We start from the raw sequence: 17,414 nt of genomic DNA on the forward strand, positions 1-17,414 counted from the left end.
ACCCCAGCACCGTTAGTGATGACCTCCTTAGTCAGATCGGTTCCGCCTTCAAAGGTTGCTCCGCCACTCACCGCAAAAGTCAGGCTCACATTCGGCACAATATTTCCATTGCCATCTTTCACCGTTGCACTGATGGCGTTGGTGGCAATATTGTTGGCTATCGCGCCACTGGCGACGCTAAAGTCGGCGCTTGCAATGATGGCGCTGGCTTCATCTGGCGTAAAAGTAGAGGTTTTCGCCGCCGTGGTGTTGCTGCCCACGGTTGCCGTCACCCCATGATCGCCCGCAATTCGGCTGAATAACTGAGCTGTGGCGACCCCACTGCTGTTGGTGATCGCCGACTTGCTCACTCCGGTTCCCCCGTCGAAGGTTGCGCCGCCAGTCACTTCAAACGTGACACTGACATTCGGTACTAAATTGCCATTGCCATCTTTCACCGTCGCACTCACGGCATTGGTGTCGGTATTGTTCGCCACCGCGCCGCTGGCCACGGTGAAGTCAGTACTGCCAATCTCAGCCGTGGTTTCATCGGCCACAAAATTGGAGGTTTTCGCGGCAGTGGTGTTGCTACCCACCGTTGCCGTCACCGCGTGATCACCCGCGACCTGACTGATCAATGCCGCTGTTGCGACCCCACTGCCGTCGGTCATTACCGAATTAGTCGTCTGAGTGGTGCCGATAAATGTTGCACCGCCAGTCACTTCAAATGTGACACTGACATTCGGCACTAAATTGCCATTGCCATCTTTCACCGTCGCGCTTATCGCATTCGTCGCGATATTATTGGCAACGGCCCCGCTATCTACGGTGAAGTCTGCGCCCGCAATGATGGCGGTGGTTTCATCCGCCACGAAGTTGGAGTTTTTCGCGGTCGTGGTGTTGGTGCCGACCGTTGCCGTCACGGCATGATCGCCTCTCACCCGACTGATCAACGCGGCTGTGGCAACCCCACTGTTATCGGTGCTTGCCACCTTCGTGTTCTGAGTCGTGCCAACAAAGGTTGCGCCCCCTGTGACCGTGAATGTCACATCTGCATTCGGTACCACATTGCCACCAGCATCCTTCACCGTAGCGCTCACGGCATTGGTGGCAATATTGTTCGCCACCGCGCCACTGCCTACCGTAAAGTCCGCATCAGCGATCTCGGCGGTGGTCAAATCGGGTCTAAAGGTGGTGTTCTCACTGGCGCTACTGCCGTTTACCGTCGCAGTCACCACCGAGGTGCCCGCCACAAGATTGGTCAATTCCATCCGAGCAATGCCATCCACAGCCGTACTGGCACTAGCATTAGCCAAAGTGCCGCTATCCACACTGAAGTTGACTATCTCATCAGGTACCGGATTGCCATTGGCATCGGTCACCAAAACCTGAACGGCATTACGGTCAAGACCATTTGCAATGGCATTATTGACGGTCACCGTCAGGTTGCCATTCGCAATCTCGGCCGTACCACTATCAGCAATAAAGGTTAAAGGCGATTGCGCGCGATTGCCGTTATCCAAGACACCACGAATATGCCCACTCCCAGCGAGTGAACTTTTGATCGCAATATTCGCTTTACCTTGATTATCAGTCACGGCATTTGGAATGGTTACATCACCCACCGTCGAGTCAAACGCGATATTCATTCCTGCCAATGGTGACGCTACAGGGCCACTGGTATCAACAACGGTTGCGACATAACTCACTAGGGTAGTGCCATCAGCAATCGCGGTATGACTGCCTCCGTTAAGGGCGAGGGAGATTTGTTGCGGTGACTCTTGCACCACGAGCGTGGTGGTCGCGGTATTCGATCGATTACCGCGCACATCATAAGCAACAGCGCTGACCTGATAGCTGTTAGCCGTGGCAACTTGTTGATAAGGCGGGAAAGTAACGGAGGCCGACTCTAAAGTCAGCGGTACAAGTGCACCTCCAGCGGCAATTAATGCTGGCGCACTCCATTCCACTCTCTCGGTTCCATACTTAGAACTGATATTACCCGTCAGTTGCAGGTTAGAAATAGCATAGGCAGACAGTGTTTCTGGCAATGTCAGCCTGATTAAATCCTGTTTTTCATATTGCATGACGATATTGTAATTACGATCAACAATATCGTAGCGACTCCCCATCAGGCTTCGCATCAAGCCCACTGCATTTCGATTGATTTGATCGACCCAAGGTACGCCGAATCGGTAATTAAAGTTCAGACCAAGTTGTAGTTCGTTATTAGTATTTTGGCCTTTCTTATGTGCCATATCGATAGTAAATAATGGAATTGGCGTGTAATTAACGCCCACCGTGAAAGCAGACGGTGAATCACCTAAGTCACTGGGGCTAGTGCTGCCTGAATTCAGGGCTACACCTTTACCGAAATATTTCTCATACATCAAACGTCCACCCAACTGTGGGTGGCTGGGCAGATAGGCTTCTGCACGCACATCAAATCCATTGGCTGGGCGTTCGTTATAATCTTCCATATCGGCAAGTACCGACTGATGCCAGTCAGTCAAACGGAAATAGCCGTTAGCCGAGAATTTGAGATTGTCAGTCCAAGCTTCGCCGCCGACGCCCAAACGGCTATTCTTGCCGGTCAGGTCATAATCATAAAAAGTGTTAACACCGAACATCCAGCTATCGGTAAAAGTACGCGCGCCAAGACCGATGTTATTGGTGGTTCTCTCCCCGTTGTAACGCACCCCTAATTGACCAAACAACAAATTGTTCTGTGTTTCCGTCAGCGGGATCAAAACATCAGCATTACCGATGCCATTCGAATTGATTTGCACGCGAGCATTACCGTACTGACCAAGCCAGTCAGCAGCGGCTTGCGAAGCTAAACCTGAAGCAACACCGGATACGGCACTTTCTGCGGCCCGGCTACTATTTTCATTCCCCATAATGCCCCAAAGTTGAGTCGCGGCACTGGCGACATTTTCCTCATTCACCGCGGGTAGATGGCTTGGCGCATTAATATCCGTCTGCAACGAACCTAAATCAGGTAACTGTTTGATATCCTCGGCTGTCGCATTCGGTGCAGTAAAAGGTGAAGATGGGGCACTCAAGGGATCCGTTGAGGGTAATGAAGGGGCATAAAATGGGTTGCCGGATAAGGGGTTATGGGATGGTTCTCCCGACTTAGGCTCTGTGTTATCTGGGATTGTCAGAATGTCTAACGAACGCATTTTCGCCATCTGTTCATCTAACTCATTCGCACGTACAGATGAAGAGATAAGCGGGCTAAAGGCTATCACGATAGGTAACATTAATTGCACTAACAAAGTATTAAATGCAACTACCCGCATGAATGATTTATATGAATAGAAACCGTTCATAATAAATTCAACGTCCCGATTTTAATTGGCAATATAACTCTGCGAGTATCGATATAGAGTCATTGCATAAACCACAAAAAGCCAATTACATCATTATATTACACATGATGAATTGACCTATCCTTGTGGCCTGATTATGTATATCACTCAAAGGTGATCTAATAACGCGCATACGGAGAAGATAAGCTGTTTAGTAAGCCAAACAGCTCTAATTAATCATAAAGTTAATTATCTAATACAGAGCAATAGTACAGTGCATTTAAAGTCATGCAGCAGAATACGAATACCATTGTTGTCAAATGAGTATATAGATCAGAATATTCTAGATTCGAGAAAGATAATTAACTTTATTCTGCACTTCATTAAAAGCCGTGTTTCTTACTCGCGCGCATACCATTTTCAATTTCGAATCAAGCTCGAGAGAAATTAGCTGCTTAGGATCTTCATCAAGAATATTCCTATTTTGCTCTAAGAAAGAATACATATCATTTATCTTATCAAACTGGCCCCGAAAGACTGTGAAATCATTCGCATTCAATTTTTTAACCATTGAGAAGTTATTGACACACTGATCGTTCGTACTTTTTTTAATGATAGCAGCGGTCTGTTGTTCTGATTCAGTTTTGGCTTTTGTCGTACATCCCATAAGCACTGTACTCAGCATTAACACCGTGATTGCCACACTTTTCATATATACCCTCACTGATCCTTTATAAACAGCTATCCCATACTCTCAAAGACCGTTCTTACAAGAATTCCGACAACATCTTAATGATGTTAAACGTAATATAAACGAACTTGAAAAAGTTGATAAAAACTTAAACCAATACAGCATTTTTGTAATCCGGTTTCTTTATAGCACGATCTTTTATGCTGTAAAACATTATTAACCTAGACTTTAAAGCCACAAAGGCAACTCCAACCAGCTTATTATTCTTTAAATTTATTGATTGATGGACATATTGATCACTGAGGATGTATTTCTTGGTTATATCTTTCATATTATAACCATATATTAGCCAATAACCCTGTTTAAATTTAGTTCATAAAAATCACATTAAATATAAAAATATTTGATACACCGCAAAAAAACACAACAACTCAATAAGAATACAAATTTAAGAAAATAAAATACATTAAATAACCAATTTAATAACAAATGGAAAATGACATAACACAACAAGCTTTTATAATTCAACAAACAATCACACAAGAAAAGTCTTATATTGAATACAGATTATTCCTAATACCAAATATTCATTTAATGATGACTATTGCTGATCAATTTTGCGGCAATCAACATTAATGAATTGCAATGAGAACACATAGTCATTTTGTGACATATGATTAAAACAGAGCGTCAAAAGTTTCATTTGAAAGTCAATAATAAAGCATTTTCATTCTTATTTGATGACCTCAACAGTGCTGAATATGTCCACTCAACTTAAGCCGTGTTTATATTACAGAGCCATCATCCTCGTGCTATTGATTCAACACTTAATCTAATCGTCGATGCGAAAGACACTCAACAAAGTGAGCTGGCCTGATTCTCTTGCCCTTAACTCATCATTTTTATCATTTTGATGGCAGAGTTCCAGAGATCGCCATAACGAGATGAATGTGTCACTATCCCTAAACTGACCTCAATATCTCTCGCAGGAAATAATATGCATCTCGATTTACGCCAGTTGCGTAATTTTGTTGCGCTGATTGAACACAGTAGTTTTATTCAAGCTGCGGAGTCGGTCTGCTTATCGCAATCGGCTTTTAGTCGAAGTATTCAGGCGCTTGAATTGAGTGTCGGACATCCGCTTATTGAGCGTAAAGGGAAACAACCCGAACTCACGCTACATGGACAGAAATTACTGCCCTATGCACGTTACATGCAGGAATTGAGTGTTGAGATTGCCACCACGCTCCAGGATGTAGATGATACCGAAACGGGGGAAGTCTCCTTCGGTTGTGGACCCGCGCCTTCAGCTTTGCTGATCCCTAAAGCTGTTGCCGAATTTCATCGCCAGACACCTCATGCCACCGTTTCATTTCGGGTCGATAACTGGTTTGCATTGCGTAATGCGCTCACAACGAATGAGTTACCCTTTGTCGTGGCCGATACGTGGCATGCAGAAATCGATACCCAGCTCAAAGTCCAGCCACTGAGCCAACAGCGTTGCTTTTTTGTTTGCCACCAGCACCACCCATTAGCACGGCGGGAAACAGCCACGATACAAGAGCTGCTGAGCTACCCGCTGGCCGCCCCTTACTTACCACCGGGCATTCGCAAAGTGCTGGCAACCCTGAGTAAACGCGGAGACTACCAACCCGCGATCCAGTGCGATCATATCTATGCTCTACTCGGTATTTTAAAGAATACCGATGCCATCAGTTTTGCCAGTGAAGATGGATTCCAATTAGCGCAGCACAGCCACAATCTGGTGAAAATTGAGTTAGGTGACTTGCCGGATGAATGGCGGTTTATGCAAACCCGTTTTGGCGTGATTTCCCCGATGAACGCGATCCAGCGCCCTTTGGTGGAACGACTGATTGAGGTGATTATGCATACTGATCGCCAGCGGCAGTTGAACCTGCTGGCGATGTAATTCGACTGGCTATGTCATTCTACTGATTTATCCCGCGTTTTCCTGATCGCCGCGTGCGTTATAAGCCGGCCAATATTTTTCCAACTGCTGGGATTGCAAAGCCTGTTCGACGAAACGATTGTCAAACCATTGGTCTACGGCAAAATCACGGCGGATCAGATTTCCATTTTTAGCCTGTTCCACACTGCTCTGAAAACTGTCTTGCAAGAAAGTGTCGAGCCGCGGCGAACTGATAAACTTCAGGTCGGCCGGATTAAGCTCCTCGAGAAACAAAACTTGAGGAATGGCACTTTGGGTTGAGAGCGTTTTGGCGTAGTTCTCGCGATTCTCTTCCTCGCTGGTCCATAAGGCATTTTTGACCAACACATCAATAATTTGCTGAGTGGCTTGCGGATAGCTTTCGATAAATGCGGCGGTCCCGATAAATCCTGCCTGCGTGGTATTTTCCCAGCTCAGATCACGACTTTTCACCACCACATCGACCCCTTTACCGCGCAGAGCCAGCAGCGAAACGCCGCCCCATACGGCATCAACCCGCCCCGCCGCCAGTGCGGCTTTGCCAGATGTCCAATCAAGATTGATCACTTGCATATCACGCTCACTCAATCCAGCCCCTTTCAGCGCCCGATCAAAAGCCAGTTGATCGGCGGTCCCGCGATAGACCGCGACCCGTTTACCTTTCAGATCGGCAATTTGTTTGATGCCACTTTGGCTGTTTACCGCCAAATATGAACTGGAGCCGCGATGGCCGAATAAGAAGCGTGTGGGTAAACCACTGGCACGGCCAATAATGGCGGCCAGATCGCCAAGATAAGCAAAATCAAGCTGTTGATTCGCCAACGCCTCATTGACGGCTGGGCCTGCACCTTTAAAAAATGACCATTTCACCGTCACACCCTGTGGGGCAAACACGTCCTCAAGCTGATGCTGAATATGCGCCAGACCTAAGGGGCCGCCGATAAAGGGTTTACTGCCAGCACTTTGATCCGGCACACCAATGCGGATCTCTTTTGGCAGTGGCGTCGTTTCACTACGAGCAACAACCGAAATGCTCAGTAGTGCTGCCACCATCAGAACGACACTACCCAGGGGAAGTTTTCTTATCACAATCGTATCCTCAACGTTATTTCCCTTTACGCTAAACAGGAAGTCCCTGCGGGGATAAATGCTTTTTTTCGCTGAGTAATGAGTAAATTGAGATAAAGCAGTCGCCACGTGGCGTTCACGCCAGAATGCATAATTTGCACCCACATTATTCATTAAATGCATTGGTTTACGTGGCAACTTACGCTTTTTATAGAGGCTGACTTCACAAAAGAGCAGGCTCTTATGACGCAATTGATCTTACGGCAAGTGATTTTCCGCCGTCTCACATTCGCGCTTAACCTGTGGTCGCTTCTGCTACCGCTACTGGTTTTGTTGCTCTGGCAACTGGCGGTGACACAGCGCTGGATGCCTGAACAGATTTTGCCTGCACCCACCACCGTATTCGCTACCGCCCAAGAACTTTGGCATGGGGATTTACTGGCACAATTGGGGGTGAGTCTCAGACGGTTACTTTCAGGGTTAGCGCTAGGGGTGTTGGCGGGCACCTTGCTGGGTGGGCTGTTGGGGGCATCACGTCATGCCGCACGAGCTATCGAGCCGCTATTTTACGCCTTGGCACAAATCCCAACACTCGGTTGGATCCCGCTTTTTATGGTGCTGTTCGGGATTGATGACGGGCTAAAACTGGCGGTTATCATCAAGGCGGTGATTGTGCCTGTGACGCTCAATACTCAGCAAGCGGTTAACTCGGTGCCACAGGCATTAAACGAGGTCGCACAGGTTTTACGCCTAAACCGCTGGCAACAACTCCGTCGGGTGGTTATCCCTGCCAGCCTCCCCAGTTGGTTTACTGGCCTACATCTGGCGCTGTCACAGGCTTGGATCTCATTGATTGTGGTTGAGCTTTTGGCCTCGTCTCAAGGCATTGGCTATCTAATGGTTTGGGGCCGGCAACTCTTCCAACTGGATATCGTCTTTGTCACTATCGCCGTCATTGGACTTTGCGGGCTGGCCATGGAGTGGGGATTAGAGCAACTCCATCACCGCTTGGTTTATTGGCCGCAACCGGCGATCAGCCAGCAGAAACGCGATCAACAACTGCCGGTCACCGGTTTTTGGTTGCCCTTGGCGTTGTTACTCCTTTGGCAGCTAGCCAGTCAGTACCATTGGATCAATCCCCAATTATTCTCCTCACCGCTGGCGGTCACAGAGCGTGTTATACAAGGTTTTCAGGATGGCGAGTTGCAAGCTGCAATGACGCAAAGTCTGGGTAGAGCCTTAGCGGGTGCGGCGATAGGCATCACACTGGGTTTGCTCACTGGATTGTTATTGGCGCTTCATCGCCAAGCAGGGCAAATCGTCACACCAACACTGAACGCGTTGCGTCAAATAGCCCTGTTCGCTTGGCTACCGTTACTCACAGCTTGGGTTGGCAATGACGAAGCCGGCAAAGTGGTGTTTGTCACGCTGGCTGCATTTTTCCCCATGTTTTTCAGTACGCTCAAAGCGGTACAACAGCGCAGCCCTCATCTGGATGAGGTGGCTAAAGTGCTGCGCTTGAATCGCCTCGACTATCTTCGCCTGCTGATTCTACCCGGTGCGGCTCCCGGTATTTTTTCCGGAATCCGTTTGAGCCTGCTGTATGCATGGCTGGGAAATATCGGTGCCGAATATTTTATGGCATCCGGAGTGGGTATCGGAAATCTCATGATTAATGCGCAACAACTGTTGGATATGCCCACCATTCTTAGCGGCATGTTACTCATTGGCATCACTGGCGGCCTGCTCGACAAACTGGGTCGGTTGGCAGAATCACAGGTGACGCGCTGGCGTCAGCAAGGAGAATCATCATGACGCAAACCGCACTGGTGCAATTTCGTCACGTCAGAAAAAGCTGGCAGAGCCTCACGGCAATCGACAATTTCACGTTGGACATCGAACGCGGCGAGTTTATCGCGTTAGTGGGGAGCAGTGGCTGCGGGAAGTCGACACTGCTGCGGTTGTTGGTTGGGTTGGAGTCAAATTTTCAGGGCGAAATCTGTATTGATGGCTTACCCGTGAACGGTATTGGCCGCGATAGAGGCATCGTGTTTCAGGAACCTCGGCTTTTCCCTTGGCTGACGGTTGAACAAAATGTCGCACTTGGGCTGGCCGATGCGCCGCTGGGTCGCAATGCAAAACGCGAACGTGTGGCACACATGCTGGAATTGGTCCAACTAACAGGATTCGCCCGCCACCTACCCGCCCAACTGTCTGGGGGCATGGCACAACGGGTCGCCATCGCCCGTGGACTGGCCGCCAGTCCGGAAATTCTCATGCTGGACGAACCCTTCGGGGCATTGGATGCCCTGACGCGCCAGCAAATGCAGCAAGAACTGCTGCATATTCATCAAACCCAGAAAACCACCACGCTGATTGTGACCCATGATGTGGATGAAGCCGTCACGTTGGCCGACCGCATTGTTGTGATGTCACCTCGACCGGGCCGTATCCTTGAGATTGTTGATATTCGTCAACCTCATCCTCGCGCCCGTGACAGTGATGCCTTTACTTCTCGTTGCGCGCACATCCGCGCTTTAATCACCCAAACTGAATCATTTGCAGGAGCTCATTGAGATGGGACATCCCTCTATTTACCCCACGGGGACCACAATTTATCACCCTGAAAAATCTTGGAGTGGCTATACCGTTTTTCAGGCGGTCGAAACGGGTGCTGTACTAACCGATATGAATGGGCGTGAGCTACGGCTATGGCCTAACTTGCACGGCTTCCCCAACAAAATTTTTCCGGGAGGGACGATTTTGGGGCATACCGCACAGCGTGATCCACGCTTCGGCATGCAAGATATGGTCGATCTGGTGCAAATCGACTGGGAGGGCAATGTGACATGGCAATTCAATCAGTACGAAAAGATCCACGATCCTGAAGGTGACCCGCAGTGGATGGCGCGCGCACATCATGATTATCAACGCAGTGGTAATCCGGTCGGTTACTATGCCCCCGGTTTGGAACCGCAAGTAGACGGTGGCAACACCTTAATTCTGGCGCATACCAATCTCCACAACCCGAAAATATCCGACAAATTACTGCTCGATGACACCATCATTGAAGTGGATTGGCAGGGTAATGTGGTCTGGGAATGGCGCTGTAGCGACCATTTCGATGAATTGGGGTTCGATGATGCCGCCAAAACAGCCATCTGGAATAACCCCAATATGCGCGCCAGTGGGGGTGGAATGGGCGATTGGATGCACATCAATTCCATGTCGACACTCGGCCCCAATCAATGGTTCGATGCGGGGGATAGCCGCTTTCATCCCGATAACATTATCTGGGACGCGCGCGAATCTAACATTATCGCCATTATCGATAAGCAGAGCGGGCGCATTGTCTGGCAACTCGGGCCTGACTACAGCAAACCTGAATTGAAGCATTTAGGCTGGATCATCGGCCAACATCACGCCCATATGATCCCACGAGGTTTACCGGGCGCGGGGAATATTCTGGTGTTTGATAATGGCGGCTGGGCGGGATACGGCGCGCCGAATCCGGCTTCTCCTGATGGGGTAAAAAACGCTTGGCGCGATTACTCCCGTATTCTGGAAATCAATCCACTGACACTGGATATTGAATGGCGCTATTCTCCTTATGAGGCTGGTTTGCCACAGCCAACCGATTCTTACCGTTTTTATAGTCCCTATATCAGTAATATTCAGCGGCTACCCAATGGCAACACCCTGATTAATGAAGGGTCAAATGGGCGTATTTTTGAAGTGACGCAATCCCATGAAATTGTTTGGGAGTATATCTCCCCTTACTGGGGAAAATCCGTCAACAACAACATGGTATATCGTGCCTATCGTGTCCCATACGAGTGGATCCCTCAGTTAACGCGACCTGACGAAATTCCCGTTCAGGCCATAGACGTCACTCAGTTACGCCAACCGAATGCCGCAGCAAAAGGTGAGTTTGCCTCGGTTATCCATGTTGACGGTGTGCAGCCCTACGACAAAAGTGCTGACGCACTGTGCGTGGCGACGGATAATGAAACCTTGCGGCGTAGCCCTAAGGTGTTTCAGGTAGATGGCACTCACTTTACGAAGCTCGATACTCATCAGAAGCACCTGTTGGAAGTCGAACAGGCCTGGGTTTTCGTCGGCGCAGAGCGCTGCATTCATTGCCGCAATCTATGGCAACGCTTGAGCCACGTTGATTTACAGTCAGCCTTGCTGTCATCCCCACGCTATTATGTGGATGCTGATGCCTTCCCTGATTTGGCACAACAACTTAACGTTCGCAGTTTGCCCACACTGCTTAAGTTACGAGGAGGCCGTGAGGTGAAGCGCACAGGTTCAACTCTCAGCGTGAGCGAACTCCTGAGTTGGCTTGAAAACGACGCCTAATCAATACTCACCTTATATAGGGCTATTCCGGCATCGGTTCGGGATAGCCACTGCTGCCAAGGTCAATGCCATATTTGGTAAAATCTAATTCGATCCCCGGCCAGTTAACCGTATACACATCCCCCAGACCATAAATGACACCGTTCAATGGATGGGATAGATACTTGGTAAAGTTTCCGAGCAGGAATTTGTCACCACTCGCCCCCAGATAGCCGACACCAAAAGTCTGCCCATTCATGTTGCTGTAAAACATATGTTCTTTCCCGACGGCAAAGGTTTGAACATCCACTGCGCGCAGGGTCACACCGGAACCATAGACCTGATACAACTCGTGGCCCCCCCAAGTGTACAGCCGATTATCTTGTGTCAGAGCCGCACTCCCGATATAGCGTGACTGTAACGTTTTCACGTTTTGCATAATGACAATAGGCGGTGCCACTTCCAGATTAGTCAGTGCAGCAGATTCATATTGATAACTAGGGTAATTTTGCCCTAAGTGGAAATGAGTCCCCCAACCAATCACCGAACCATCGTCCAGTAATGCAGTGCCCCAACCATTACCGCCAGAGATGTAGACGATTCTATCGGCATAGCTTTTCAAGCCACTGATTTTTCGGGGCAAGGCAGATAAGCCCTTATAATCCTGATAGCCATAATGGCATTGTGATTGACCTCCCCGCACATCATTACGGCTCGCTATCTGGCCAGTCCCACCGTGAACATACTGAGTAAAGCCCAGACCACAGCCTTCGTTATCGCCAAAACCCCAAACCGAATACTCGTTGCTATCATTCACGGTGACAGCAAAACTCCCTTCGTAGGCAGCCCCCATCAGCGTGACTTTCTCCCCCCCTAAAACAATTTGTCTTGGCGTCACCCGTGTTAAATCAAGTTCAGGTGCAGTGGTCGCATACTGATTATTACCGCACTGGTTGTAGCGACATTCACCGAGAAACCACAAAGTGCCATCTGCTTTTTGCATCAACGTGGTGTATTCCCCGGCGGCAATATCAACCACGCCACTCAATACTTTGCAGGGGGTCGGGTTATAGAGCACTTTGGTGCCATTACACACCGTCGATCCCGCTTCACCGTAGAGATCTTGTCCCCAACTCCAGACATCACCATTTTCATCTAAGGCGACCAGATGATAAATACCACCGGCAATCTTGGTGATACGCAGTGTCGAGTTTGGATCGCCCGGCGGGATAATAACCATCGCGGGTTTCGCGGTATCCGCATTGCCTGAAATACCATTTGAGCCATTGCCTTGTAAGCCATGGTCACGGTAACCCCACACCCAAAGTTTACCGTTAGAATCAATGCCGACTCCGGTATCCACCAACTCAGTTTGATGACTGAAAGTGATGACACCTTGTAAGGTCGATTGCTTGTACACCGGACTTTGATATGCCACCGCCTGCTTCGGCTCAAAACCGAACACCACTAATGGCAAGTAGACCGGAGTGTTAATGCGAGCCATCGCAACCTGATCGTATTTTCGACCAGCAGCAGTTTGTGTGACGGTCACATTGACGCCACTCTTCAGCACTGAATCTTGTGGGAAGTGGTAAGCCAGATTCGCTTTCAATACATTGCTACTGCGCACCTGTTGGCTATAACTGTGGGTACTACTACTGACTAAACTCTCCGTCACAATATCGGCGAGTCGCGCTTGTTTAGCGAGCAAGTTACTACCATCAAGCGTCAAAGAAAGCAGTGCTGCTAATAAAGGTAATAACAGCGCATACATCACGATTAGCGCACCTTTTTCATCAGCGAGTGTTTTGAAAAATCGCTTAATTGTCATCGTGAAGGTCGTCATAACGAAGGTCTGAGCAGTGAGGATCTTGGCAGCGAGGGTCATAGTTGAAAATCTCCGTCACTCAACGTGGCATCACGATGCTTGAAGTGGCAATATTCGGCGGCATCTTGAGCAGCGAGCCGATGAAAGCAGAAAAAACGCTGGTGTCATTGCGTTCGACACAGAGTGTGACGCGGTAAATCGGCGCCCATCCCCATTGAGTTCGTTCGCTGATAAACGTCATTTTTGCCGCATCCGCTGGCGTGAAAATGCCGTCTGAAGAAACACAGTTATCATCGGTGGCATAAGACAAGGTGAGTGGCTTGCCATCAACCCAGCGGTTATCAACGGTTGCGTCGCCAGCGCTGTCGGTAGTGAAATAAAAAGTTTCAAGACGAACCGCCACCGCTTTGCCAGGGAATGTGCTGCCCAACAAACTCAGTGCCACTTTTGCCATATCATCGATTTCAGTTGGCACGACCTGTTTCCTTTCGTCATACAGATAAGTGCGTTCTCGAATCACAGAAGCAATAGAATGCAAGGTCCGTTCAGCTTTACCTTTATTGAGATTGAGCTGACCCAGATCCACGACGAAATAAATCAGCACAATAAACAGAGTAAACACGAGTGATGCCTCTAATGCGACGGCACCATCAGTTGACTTAACCGAAGATAAACTTCTGTTGAATAAGCGGCTGAGGGATGGATTACACCAATTCATAATGTTGGACATAAACAACCTTGCGGCTCAGTAAGCTGGCTTTAAAAGAAGACAAAAGGAATAGTTGAGCAAGGACTGGGTTGTAGTGATATTTAATGCTGTAAACAGCTAATTTCGCCCCACTTGCTGGAGTTGAAGCACTGCAACTATTCGCAACCAATTCTTCAACGTTTCGGCAATACAAAACATCCTCAATATCGATGTCATCTGAGTTTCCTAACCAAGGCCATAGCTGGCTATTATTTTCCAAACTCTGAATGAAGCTAGCGCGATAATTAGTCGCGGTACTGCTATCGAAAGAAGCACTTCTTCCTGACTCCGCCACGGCAAGATCCAATGCAGCAGAGATGAAAATAACGCGACAAATCTCAAGAAATAGAAATAGTAAAAGTAAAAATGGTCCAATCAGTAGTGCAAACTCAAGTGAAATAGCACCCGAATCAGATCTGATACGTTCCCTGATAGTCAGTACAAACTTGTTGCTATACATATAGCGTTCCATAAGACATATAGCGTTCCATAAGTTATCTGTCAGATAAAATGGGCGTGCAGCCACAATAAAATAATTAAGGCAATAGATATTCATGAGTGATACGTAATAACGCACACTCAAGATCGACTTGTAAGATATCCAATGTTATTAAACGACAAGAAGAGAGAAATTACAATAATAATAACCCCAGTTATATATATCATTTTAGAAAATCATAAAACACGCTCATTTTAAGTCACTTGCAACCTGTGCTCATAAAAAAATAGTATCTGATCACTTGTGCGAATTTCATTTGTGATTAGTTTACATAAAGCATTTGATTATTTGGTCACTATGTAGGAATTCAATTAATAAGAAATTGGAGATCATGTTAAAAGAAACACAAGAAACTACAAAGATGATTAATATCATATATGTTAAATTAAAGTTAAATTAACTATTATTCTCAGCGTTACGCATAAGAATAATGGTATTGTTCCCGTCTTTATAAATTATATATTATTTTCGTTAATTCATTGTATTTCAAAGCACTTTAAGGGTTAACTATGCTACGTTTAAAAATTAATAAAAATGATAACATCCAAAATCAAATTGTTAAGGGAATCATAGAATTAACCAATAAGGGAGACCTCAAGTTTGGTGATCACTTACCCTCAATTACTGCAATGAGTGATTCTTTGTTGATATCACGGACATCCGTTATTGGTGCATATGAAAAGTTAGTAAAATTAGGCATCATTCAAAGTAAGGAACGAAGTGGCTATTTTATCTCCACTATTATCGATGATAATCAAGGCACAAGATCAACAACAAAAGTCATGTTTAAAGAGAAGGCTGGAAATAAGCCACAACAAGATAGGATTTATCATGCAAGGGATGTAAGAATACCAGATGTATTTGTCAGAAATTTCTTTACGGAAATAAGATTACGTAAAAACAGTATGACTGAGCCATTAGACATTAGGCAGCTAATGTCCGATATGTTGCTCTCTATGCGACGAATAAAAGCAAACTACAGCACCTCGATTATCACCAAAAATGTTATCTCGTTCTTACTGACTGTGGCTGTCGCAATTAAGAAGAGAACGCCCAGTCCAACCATCATTCTTGAATATCCGTGCTACAACAAAGTGCACGATATCTTCAGCTCTCTGGGGTTTAAAATTATTCTGGTCCCTGTCGATCAACATGGGTTGCAGGTGGAAAATCTAGAGAGTCTGAGTGCAGACTGTATTTATCTCACCCCTGCTCATCAATTCCCAACAGGCGCGTTATTAAGCCAAGAACGGCGGGACTATCTGGCAGCATGGTGTCAAAAAAATCATGTTTGGCTCATTGAAGATGACTCTTTATCGCTGATGAATTTGAGCGAAAAGACCAGTAGCCCTCTCTACGTTAGCCATCCCAGTGAAAAGAATATCTATGTTTCTTCAATGGCACTAATCCTTGGTAGTGAGAACGGTGCCAGTATCGGCCTGTTGCCAGCAGACTTGTATCCTGAAATAAGCCAGTTAGAAAACATACTCTATAGTGAGGATTCTGTACTGAGTTATCGGCTAGTTTCAAACTATCTACACTCAAATAGAGTCATCCGTGATATCGCTAATCTGGCACATAAGAGACGTAAAAAATACCAGCTTGCAACCGAAGGCTTACGTAGAGCCTTTGGCCATCCTCAGATCTGGGGGATACCGCGCTCGATATATTTCTCATTTTTAATCCCTCCAGGGATTACCGTTGACCATGATAAATTCCCATCCCATTTAATTCCTATGTCTACAATCTTTGATACTTTCGGCTTTAGCTGGCTAGGTAAAAGAATAATTTATCCTTTTGCTGCACTCGAGATGGACCAAATAAAACTGATCAATGACTATTTCCTAAAAATAGCCCAAGAGCAGTAAGACGCACTTCGTAACATATGATGTTACTCCAATAGAGTCCTGATAGAGACTGCCGATTAGTGATGTCAAAAATAAAACAACCACTTAGCGGCAGAATTAAGTCAGCAGCGATAAAAGCATTGTTCTTACATTGTGAAATTTATGCTAAATAATAAAAATCTGTGCCTAACACTTATAATTAGTTGTGACTGATAAATAATAAAATTTGGCTCTACCATGATTTTAAGGATAAAAATATAGTGATTACGTAACTTACGTACAGAGCAAAATCTCTTATAAGTTACCTTTGCTAAATTTCATTTATAAAGGATTTATAATGTTTACTAAAGCCTCAAACATGGTATTGAACTCATCTGTATTTCTGGCAGTTAAGGGTCAAGAAAAACTGCAAGAAATGTTAACAAATGAGAAAGGTGTTACTGCCATTGAATATTCAATGATCGCTGTAGCTGTTTCAGCAATGCTGTATATCGTTCTGGGTGATGGTACAAGCGGTGATAACTTCTTGGGCAAAATTATTACAGCTTTCGATAAAATTAAAGACAGCATAGATCAGTCTATGAGTGCCTTCCCTACTGCTCCATAGTAGGTAGCCTTAAGTTAACACTCACTTTTAGCCTATATTGGCTAGTGGTGAGTGTTACTGCCTAGACATAATAAATGAGACCAATAACTTTATGTGGCTAAATTATGGGATATCGCTGGTGTGGTTAGGTATCCTTATACGAGTTTGTTACACCGATATTCGATTCAGGTTAATAAAAAACCATGATGTTTTTATATTACTGATTTGTGTTATTAGCACATTGCTTATTTTTGATAAGCCATTTAATTACCCCTACGCACTCATCACGCTGGCTATCGGGTTTATCTTGGTCACGATAAATATCGTTGGTGCTGGTGATATAAAGTTACTCGCCGTTCTGGCACTAACATTCCCCGATGGCATTTTTTTTGGCTACCTACTGGTCATGTCGATACTGGGCAGTGGCTTGGCCATCATTGAATTGATAAGGATGAGGTTGAAAAAGCAGCCGTCACGTGGATTGCCTTATGGCGTGGCAATAGCAGGAAGCTATTTATTTGTTCTTTATGACTTATTTATCACTTGAGATAAAAATTATACG

At 46.4% G+C, this 17,414-nt stretch carries 13 protein-coding genes; 7 read left to right on the forward strand and 6 right to left on the reverse strand.

The features are described 5' to 3' along the window. Both BN68_RS24155 and BN68_RS14350 read right to left on the reverse strand, forming a co-directional pair. Nucleotides 1–3,245: inverse autotransporter beta domain-containing protein (locus BN68_RS24155; protein WP_196796399.1), on the reverse strand; the 3,245-nt coding region annotated here is incomplete at its 3' end. A gap of 391 nt (nucleotides 3,246–3,636) precedes the next feature. Then, nucleotides 3,637–4,005, reverse strand: coding sequence for a hypothetical protein (locus BN68_RS14350; protein ID WP_019211855.1), 369 nt, complete (start codon nucleotides 4,003–4,005; stop codon nucleotides 3,637–3,639). A gap of 976 nt (nucleotides 4,006–4,981) precedes the next feature. On the opposite strand from BN68_RS14350, the gene BN68_RS14360 reads away from it, so the two are divergent. Further along, nucleotides 4,982–5,914, forward strand: a complete 933-nt coding sequence (locus BN68_RS14360) for a LysR family transcriptional regulator (protein WP_019211858.1) — start codon at nucleotides 4,982–4,984, stop codon at nucleotides 5,912–5,914. A 27-nt stretch (nucleotides 5,915–5,941) separates the two neighbouring features. On the opposite strand, the gene BN68_RS14365 is transcribed toward BN68_RS14360, so the two are convergent. Beyond that, complete coding sequence (locus tag BN68_RS14365) at nucleotides 5,942–7,018, reverse strand: ABC transporter substrate-binding protein (protein WP_391592539.1); 1,077 nt, start codon at nucleotides 7,016–7,018, stop codon at nucleotides 5,942–5,944. A gap of 225 nt (nucleotides 7,019–7,243) precedes the next feature. Here BN68_RS14365 and BN68_RS14370 point away from each other — a divergent pair, with 225 nt between their 5' ends. Genes BN68_RS14370 through BN68_RS14380 form a run of 3 tightly spaced genes read left to right on the forward strand, consistent with a single transcriptional unit; the run spans nucleotide 7,244 to nucleotide 11,365 of the window. Continuing rightward, a complete protein-coding gene (locus BN68_RS14370; RefSeq protein ID WP_019211860.1) occupies nucleotides 7,244–8,815 on the forward strand; it encodes an ABC transporter permease in 1,572 nt (523 codons plus the stop codon). Continuing rightward, on the forward strand, nucleotides 8,812–9,576 hold the full coding sequence (locus BN68_RS14375) for an ABC transporter ATP-binding protein (RefSeq protein ID WP_019211861.1): 765 nt from the start codon (nucleotides 8,812–8,814) through the stop codon (nucleotides 9,574–9,576). The genes BN68_RS14370 and BN68_RS14375 overlap by 4 nt, the downstream gene beginning before the upstream one ends. A 1-nt stretch (nucleotide 9,577) precedes the next feature. Further along, the gene (locus tag BN68_RS14380; protein ID WP_019211862.1) at nucleotides 9,578–11,365 is read left to right on the forward strand and encodes an aryl-sulfate sulfotransferase; all 1,788 of its coding nucleotides are present in this window, start codon (nucleotides 9,578–9,580) and stop codon (nucleotides 11,363–11,365) included. A gap of 22 nt (nucleotides 11,366–11,387) precedes the next feature. Here BN68_RS14380 and BN68_RS14385 read toward each other — a convergent pair whose 3' ends face one another. The 3 genes from BN68_RS14385 to BN68_RS14395 are packed head-to-tail and all read right to left on the reverse strand — an operon-like array spanning nucleotide 11,388 to nucleotide 14,380. Then, the gene (locus BN68_RS14385) at nucleotides 11,388–13,232 is read right to left on the reverse strand and encodes an RCC1 domain-containing protein (RefSeq protein ID WP_019211863.1); all 1,845 of its coding nucleotides are present in this window, start codon (nucleotides 13,230–13,232) and stop codon (nucleotides 11,388–11,390) included. Between the two features lie 19 nt (nucleotides 13,233–13,251). Continuing rightward, nucleotides 13,252–13,902 (reverse strand): tight adherence pilus pseudopilin TadF, encoded by a 651-nt coding sequence (tadF, locus tag BN68_RS14390; RefSeq protein WP_019211864.1) that lies wholly within the window; start codon nucleotides 13,900–13,902, stop codon nucleotides 13,252–13,254. Continuing rightward, a complete protein-coding gene (locus tag BN68_RS14395; protein ID WP_019211865.1) occupies nucleotides 13,877–14,380 on the reverse strand; it encodes a TadE/TadG family type IV pilus assembly protein in 504 nt (167 codons plus the stop codon). The genes tadF and BN68_RS14395 overlap by 26 nt, the downstream gene beginning before the upstream one ends. A gap of 548 nt (nucleotides 14,381–14,928) precedes the next feature. Here BN68_RS14395 and BN68_RS14400 point away from each other — a divergent pair. From BN68_RS14400 to BN68_RS14410, 3 genes are all read left to right on the forward strand, one after another. Beyond that, nucleotides 14,929–16,287, forward strand: a complete 1,359-nt coding sequence (locus BN68_RS14400) for an aminotransferase class I/II-fold pyridoxal phosphate-dependent enzyme (protein ID WP_019211866.1) — start codon at nucleotides 14,929–14,931, stop codon at nucleotides 16,285–16,287. A 316-nt stretch (nucleotides 16,288–16,603) separates the two neighbouring features. Next, a complete protein-coding gene (locus BN68_RS14405; RefSeq protein WP_019211867.1) occupies nucleotides 16,604–16,873 on the forward strand; it encodes a Flp family type IVb pilin in 270 nt (89 codons plus the stop codon). A gap of 91 nt (nucleotides 16,874–16,964) precedes the next feature. Continuing rightward, on the forward strand, nucleotides 16,965–17,399 hold the full coding sequence (locus BN68_RS14410) for an A24 family peptidase (RefSeq protein WP_019211868.1): 435 nt from the start codon (nucleotides 16,965–16,967) through the stop codon (nucleotides 17,397–17,399). Nucleotides 17,400–17,414: the final 15 nt, after the last annotated feature.

It is taken from the genome of Yersinia massiliensis CCUG 53443 (genome assembly GCF_000312485.1).
GTDB lineage: Bacteria > Pseudomonadota > Gammaproteobacteria > Enterobacterales > Enterobacteriaceae > Yersinia > Yersinia massiliensis.

What these genes read in the sequence shown, in the direction of transcription:
- BN68_RS14350 (WP_019211855.1), bottom strand. Translation starts at nt 4,005, where the DNA reads ATGAAAAGTGTGGCAATCACGGTGTTAATGCTGAGTACAGTGCTTATG.
- BN68_RS14360 (WP_019211858.1), top strand. Translation starts at nt 4,982, where the DNA reads ATGCATCTCGATTTACGCCAGTTGCGTAATTTTGTTGCGCTGATTGAA.
- BN68_RS14370 (WP_019211860.1), top strand. Translation starts at nt 7,244, where the DNA reads ATGACGCAATTGATCTTACGGCAAGTGATTTTCCGCCGTCTCACATTC.
- BN68_RS14375 (WP_019211861.1), top strand. Translation starts at nt 8,812, where the DNA reads ATGACGCAAACCGCACTGGTGCAATTTCGTCACGTCAGAAAAAGCTGG.
- BN68_RS14380 (WP_019211862.1), top strand. Translation starts at nt 9,578, where the DNA reads ATGGGACATCCCTCTATTTACCCCACGGGGACCACAATTTATCACCCT.
- BN68_RS14385 (WP_019211863.1), bottom strand. Translation starts at nt 13,232, where the DNA reads ATGACCCTCGCTGCCAAGATCCTCACTGCTCAGACCTTCGTTATGACG.
- tadF (WP_019211864.1), bottom strand. Translation starts at nt 13,902, where the DNA reads ATGTCCAACATTATGAATTGGTGTAATCCATCCCTCAGCCGCTTATTC.
- BN68_RS14395 (WP_019211865.1), bottom strand. Translation starts at nt 14,380, where the DNA reads ATGTATAGCAACAAGTTTGTACTGACTATCAGGGAACGTATCAGATCT.
- BN68_RS14400 (WP_019211866.1), top strand. Translation starts at nt 14,929, where the DNA reads ATGCTACGTTTAAAAATTAATAAAAATGATAACATCCAAAATCAAATT.
- BN68_RS14405 (WP_019211867.1), top strand. Translation starts at nt 16,604, where the DNA reads ATGTTTACTAAAGCCTCAAACATGGTATTGAACTCATCTGTATTTCTG.
- BN68_RS14410 (WP_019211868.1), top strand. Translation starts at nt 16,965, where the DNA reads ATGTGGCTAAATTATGGGATATCGCTGGTGTGGTTAGGTATCCTTATA.